This window comes from Duncaniella muris (assembly GCF_003024805.1).
Taxonomy (GTDB): Bacteria; Bacteroidota; Bacteroidia; order Bacteroidales; family Muribaculaceae; genus Duncaniella; species Duncaniella muris.
In genome coordinates this window covers 56,119-62,118 of sequence record NZ_PUEC01000022.1, presented here as the reverse complement: position 1 = coordinate 62,118, position 6,000 = coordinate 56,119, and the positions used below count along the sequence as shown (strand labels likewise).

Annotated in this window: 4 protein-coding genes and 1 pseudogene; 1 reads left to right on the top strand and 4 read right to left on the bottom strand. The window is 55.4% G+C overall.

All coding sequences use genetic code 11. The annotated features are described in order from the left end of the window. Nucleotides 1-289, top strand: a pseudogene (locus C5O23_RS10030) (IS4 family transposase); the annotation flags it as partial. 209 nt (nt 290-498) lie between these two features. Here the strand turns inward: C5O23_RS10030 and C5O23_RS10025 are convergent. The 4 genes from C5O23_RS10025 to C5O23_RS10010 are packed head-to-tail and all read right to left on the bottom strand — an operon-like array spanning nt 499 to nt 5,940. Beyond that, the gene (locus tag C5O23_RS10025; protein WP_107032809.1) at nt 499-2,382 is read right to left on the bottom strand and encodes a hypothetical protein; all 1,884 of its coding nucleotides are present in this window, start codon (nt 2,380-2,382) and stop codon (nt 499-501) included. Nucleotides 2,383-2,386: 4 nt separating this feature from the next. Then, on the bottom strand, nt 2,387-4,051 hold the full coding sequence (locus tag C5O23_RS10020; protein ID WP_353655393.1) for a UDP-N-acetylglucosamine 4,6-dehydratase family protein: 1,665 nt from the start codon (nt 4,049-4,051) through the stop codon (nt 2,387-2,389). Between the two features lie 58 nt (nt 4,052-4,109). After that, the gene (locus C5O23_RS10015) at nt 4,110-5,270 is read right to left on the bottom strand and encodes a DegT/DnrJ/EryC1/StrS family aminotransferase (RefSeq protein WP_107032808.1); all 1,161 of its coding nucleotides are present in this window, start codon (nt 5,268-5,270) and stop codon (nt 4,110-4,112) included. Further along, a complete protein-coding gene (locus tag C5O23_RS10010; RefSeq protein WP_107032807.1) occupies nt 5,260-5,940 on the bottom strand; it encodes a sugar transferase in 681 nt (226 codons plus the stop codon). Before C5O23_RS10010 ends, C5O23_RS10015 begins: the two co-directional genes overlap by 11 nt. Between the last annotated feature and the right edge of the window lie 60 nt (nt 5,941-6,000).

Genomic DNA, 6,000 nt, shown 5'->3' with positions numbered 1-6,000 from the left:
TCTTTTCAAGCAGATCAAACAGAACTTCCCCTTGAGATACTTCTATGGCGAGAGCGCCAACGCCATCAAAATCCAGATATGGGTTACACTCATCGCAAATCTGCTGCTGTCAGTACTTCAAAGCAAACTCGAAAGACGTTGGAGCTTCTCAGGGCTGGCTACAATCATCAGAATTGTGCTGATGTATTACCTGAATCTCGAAAAATTCCTCAATCAGCCCGATGCAGACCTGAAAATCATGCTCGCCGAAGCATCGGAATCGCCTCCAGAAGTTCCTGAAAACTGCTGAGGGGGCTTGTCAAATACAAAAAGTAAGCCCAACTTCTGCCGTTCAGGAAGTTGGACTCGCCTTTTTATGGTTTAGCGGACAGTAATAATTGACTATATATCATCAGATAAATGTAATTATAGTATCTCTCAGACTGCATAATAGAAAACTCCGGATGGAAGCTTCCGTCCGGAGTTTTTTTCTATTGTTTTTATGTGCGGGGAAATATGTTATTTCTGCGGGAGGATGTACTGCAGGTGCACCTTCACGCAGCGGTTCATCTTGGCTTCAATGCCGCGGGTAGAAGGATCGTCCACACGGCCTATGCCGCGCACTGCGTTCTTGAATGAGTTGACACGGTATGTCTTGGAGTCTACACCGTCAAACTTGCCTGACTCGCGGAGCCAGTTGAGCACCGTGGTGGCGCGGTTGTCCGAGAGGGTTGTGTTACGGTCGAGACCCACCTGCTTGGCGTCAGGACCGGTGAAGTTGTCCTGGCTTGTGGCGAGACCTTCCACCAGAATGCCTGTGATCACACCGTTTTCAATAATGTGGCGGATGTCATCGACAGTCTCCTGATCGGCATGCTTGGCTATATGGCCCTGGTTTGACTTCACGGCCGCATAGATGTCGGCAAGACTGACGAGATATTCGCTGCGGTCTATGTCGAAGTATTCACGGATGGTTTCAAGACCCTTGTGGGCGTTGAGGCCGAAGGTCTGGGTCTCATAGTAGTTGTCTTCGCTCAGAAGCTTCTGAGAGCGGGTGGCATCGTCGATACGGTAGTGCCAGAGGTGCTGGTCGCCATAGATCGGAGCGTAGTAGAAGCCTGCGCTCTGGCGGAAGTCAGACATGTCGGAAGGAGCGAGGCTCAGAGAGATCGGACCTTCTCCCATTTCATATCCGCGGGGCACTGAGGTGATGGCGAAGTCGCGGTCAGCCGGTTCGGTGGGCAAGTCTTCGGTGGGCAGACCCTTGAGAGTGCGTCCGGCCACGAGGCGCGAGGCCACATCACCGTTGTCCTCGAAGCGGCGCTGGGTGTAGATACCCCCTGTCAGGTAGTCAATGGCGTTGACAGAGCTTGAAGCGATGGTCGGGGCATCGTTACGTCCGGAATAGTTGTTGGGGTAGAAGACGTAGAATGTGATTTCGGTGAACTTGGCGGGATCGCCCTCCTTGACGCGAACTTCGCGGATCTGACGTTCGCGGTAGTCGCGGGTGTAGGTGTGGGTAGCGCCCATGCGCCAGCTGCGGGCACGTTTTGAGCCGAGATAGAATGTGAAGCCGAGATCGGCGCCGAGATTCGAGTCCCACTTGTTGGCCGCATGATTAGCCTGGCCGTATTCGAGGTCGAAGTTGGTCTGATAGAGAAGAGCGCGGAGCTTGAAGTCGAGCGAGAAACGCTTCGAGCGGGTGAAGAAGCGGCTGTATTGCAGCTCCAGATGTGCGCTGAGCTCGTTGTCTGATCCGTGGCTGTGGCCATAGCCCATGTGGTGCACACCGCCGATACCGGCGTTGAGCATGAACTGGTTCATGAGTTTGGGGCTGTCAGCTCCTTCATAGCCATAGATAAGGCGCGAGAGGTTGAAGATGACACTTGCGCCGATATCCCACCAGCGGGTTCTCATCTTGCGGTAGGGTGTTCCGTCAGGAGCCTGCATGATACCCCCGTAGCCATAGTGGCCGGTGAGGTATTCGGTGTAGCCCTTGGAGTCGGAGCGGATGAATTCCAATTTCACGCCTACGCCCGGAGTGAACCATTTTCCAACGCCGATACCGAAGTCAGGCGAGATGGTGCCGCCGAACTTTCCGCGTCCGGAGTAGTCGCCGCGGAATGTGTGGGCTCCGGCTGTGGCGAATACAAACCAGTTTTTGCCGAACTTGTTTGTAACCACTCCGAATGGCTGGTTTGTTTCCTTGACAACCTCGGTGCGGGTAGGCAAGTCGGTGTCAGTAGTGTCTGAATAGACTGTCCGGTAGTCTTTGTACTGCCGGTCAAAGTCCTCATATGACGAGGGAGCCTGCGCGGCGGCTGTGAAGCCCGGACACAGGGCAGCCAGTGACAGCGCGGGATAGAGCAAACGCTTTAAAGTCTTGAGCTTGAGAAGGTACATAGCTTTATGCGATAGGTTGGATTTCAGGTTTGTTATGATATATATCGGTTGTTGTCGGGCTTACTTCGAGCGAAGGTTGCGGACCCGAAGGTGAGGGATCGAGGGCGGAGTAGGGTGAGTTGTTTGAGATATACTCCGGCACCATGCGTTTCATGGACCTCACGGTGGCGATGGCGTTGAATGTGTGGGCCGTGGCGAGAAGTTCGTTGACCTGGGCTGACACTCGGCGTTTGTCGCTTGGCTCGACCTTTGCAATCTTGATTTTTGGATGCGACGACGGTATCACCTGTTCTTTTTCAGTGAGGAGTTCCTCATAGAGCTTTTCGCCGGGGCGCAGTCCGCAGTATTCTATCTTTACATCAAAACGGCCGCTGAGGGCTATCATACGGCGGACGAGTTCTACGATCTTGACCGGTTTGCCCATGTCGAAGGCGAATATTTCGCCGCCTTTGCCGAGGATAGCGGCTTCGAGCACGAGCGCGCAGGCTTCGGGTATGAGCATGAAGTAGCGGATTATGTCGGGGTGGGTCACCATTACCGGACCTCCGCGGCGTATCTGGCTGCGGAAGGTCGGTATCACCGAGCCTTGTGAGCCGAGCACGTTACCGAAGCGGGTGGTGATGAAGCGGCAGCCGTCGGGGCGGTTGCTTGAAAGACTCTGGCAGTACATCTCGCAGATACGTTTCGTGCAGCCCATCACATTGGTCGGGTTTACGGCCTTGTCGGTGCTGACAAGTATGAATTTCTCCACCTTGTAACTTACGGCAAGATCGGCTATGAGGCGGGTTCCGCCCACGTTGTTGGTCACACTTTCAACCGGATTCTCCTCCATAAGGGGCACATGCTTGTAAGCTGCGGCGTGGAATACGATTTCAGGGCTTTCCGAGGCGAAAATGCGCTCCATGCGCGGGCCGTTGCAGATGTCGGCTACTATGTAGACGCAGTCTGTTTTGGGATACAGACGCTCCAGTTCGAGCCGCAGGTTATGGAGCGGCGACTCGGCCTGGTCTATAAGAATGAGTCTCTGCGGGCGAAGCGATGCGAGCTGCAGGGCAAGTTCGCTGCCTATGCTTCCGGCTGCGCCGGTGACGAGAATGCGGCGCCCTGAAAGTTTGGCGCGGATTTCGTCCATGTCAACTTCTATAGGGTTGCGGTCAAGCAGATCGGCCATTTCGAGGTCGATGAGCTGGCGCTCACTGTAGCCATAGGCTCCGCCGCTGGTGGTGTAGCGCAGATAGAGGTCATAGAGGGTCTTGACTCCGACTCGCATTCCGCAGATGGTGGTGACTGCAAGAAGCGAGAGCAGAATCAGGTCGCGCAGGCGGATGGCAAAGAGCACATTGTCGGCGTGGAGGAATATGCGCAGCAGCATGATGACTGTTACGGCAAACGCAAGAGCCATGCAGACGCGGACAAGGTCGGGGAAAGAGGTGCGGCGGAAGATGTTGCGGTAGGTCCCGCACAGGAGGAAACCGGCGGCAAAGGGGCTGAGATAGATCAGCATGGTCTGAAGTATAAGGCCGAGATTGCTGACGGTGTTGGCCAGTCCGTGGTTCACCACACATGCCACAAGTCCCGATAGATAGACCATCGAGCAGTCGAGAAGCAGCACAATCCATCTCGACAGATTGTGGCGCGCAAATTCTCTTGTCAGCAGTGTCCGGTTCACGGTGGTGTGTGTTGTTATGTGGTGTTGCCTGGTGTGAGTCTTGTTAGGTGCGGAAGGGTCAGCCGTTGATGCAGTTTCTGATTTCGTTCACGATCATTCTGACATCGTCTTCGCTGACGCAGGGGCCGGAGGGGAGGCAGAGGCCGCGGCCGAAGAGGGCTTCGCTGACGCCGTTGACATAGGCCGGGGCCTGGGCGAATACCGGCTGCAGGTGCATCGGCTTCCAGAGCGGGCGGGTCTCCACGTTGATGGCGGCAAGGTGCAGGCGCAGGTCCTCCGGGGTCTTGCCGGTCACCTGAGGGTCGATCTCGATGGTGCTCAGCCAGTAGTTGCTGTCACTTTCGGCTGACGGATTGGCGTGGTAGCTGATGCCGTCAATTTCGGCGAACAGTTCCTGATAGAGTGCTGCCAGACGGCGGTGATGGGCTATGTGCTCGTCGAGAATCGTCATCTGTCCGCGACCTATTCCGGCTGAAATGTTGCTCAGCCGGTAGTTGTAGCCTATATGCTCATGCTGGTAGTAGGGGAATGGCTCGCGGGCCTGGGTGGCGAAAAAGAGTGCGCGTTTCTTGCTCTCGGCATTGGGGCACACAAGTGCTCCGCCACCTGAGGTGGTGATCATCTTGTTGCCGTTGAAACTCAGTATGCCGAAGTGGCCAAAAGTTCCGCACATGCGGCCCTGATATTTCGATCCGAGGGCTTCGGCGGCATCTTCCACAACGGGTATGCCCCATTTGTCGGCCACGGCGCAGATGCGGTCCATCTGCGCGGGCATTCCGTAGAGATGCACGGCAATGATGGCTTTCGGCTTGCGTCCGGTTTTTTCGATGCGGTCGGCAATGGCAGCGTCGAGCAGGTCGGGATCCATGTTCCATGATCCGGCCTCGCTGTCGACAAACACCGGTTTGGCTCCCTGGTAGACCACGGGATTGGCCGAGGCAGCAAACGTGAAGCTCTGGCAGATCACTTCATCATCCTGGCCCACACCGAGAAGCACAAGGGCAAGATGGATGGCGGCTGTGCCTGCCGAGAGGGCGGCTATTTCTTTTCCTTCTGACCGGGGATCTCCGTCAGTAAGGAACTTTTTGAGATCTTCTTCAAAACCGTCCACATTCGGGCCGAGGGGTACAACCCAACTGTCGGCGAAAGCTTCATCGATAAAGCGCTGTTCGGCTCCGCTCATATGGGCGAGGCAAAGATGTATTTTCTTAGTTTGCATATATGTTGACTGATTGTGTGGTCGGGGTGTTCAGTTCGCTTCCGGGCATGATTGCATGGAATTCAGAGGGGAGAAGGCGGCTTTGGAGCGAGGGGAGAGCGGTGGAGAGTATCATCCGCAGGTCAAGTCCGAACGAGCGGCTATCAAGATAGAGCAGGTTCAGACGCACCTTGTCAGGGTAGATCACGCTGTCGTTGTATGTCTGCGGATCTTCCTGAGAGGCGAGTATTTCTTCTTCATATCGGTAGCGTAGAGTCGCGGCTCCGGTGATGCCGGGTTTGAGACTGAGTATGCGTCTGCAGTCTCCTTCGAGGCAGTCGGCATAGCCGGGCACGTCGGGTCTTGGGCCCACGAAACTCATGTCGCCCTTGATTACATTCCACAGTTCCGGCAGTTCGTCGATCTTCCACCGGCGCAGCACGGCTCCGAGAGGAGTGATGCGGCTTTCGCCGGCCACGCTGACCGAAGAGCCTCCGTGAGCCGGACGCATGGTGCGGAATTTGACCAGCGTGAACAGTCTGCCGTCCTTGCCTACGCGCTTCTGCCGGAAGATGGCCGGAGCGCCGGGCATGACGATCGCTATCGCTATCCATGTCAGCAAAATGACAGGGATGGCTACAGCAAGGCCGATAAAGCCTGCAAAGCGGTCAAAGATTTCTTTTGTCAGCAAGGTTAAATTAACTGTGTTTTTTAAAGAAGAATCGCGTTTACTATCAATAAGACAAGGATG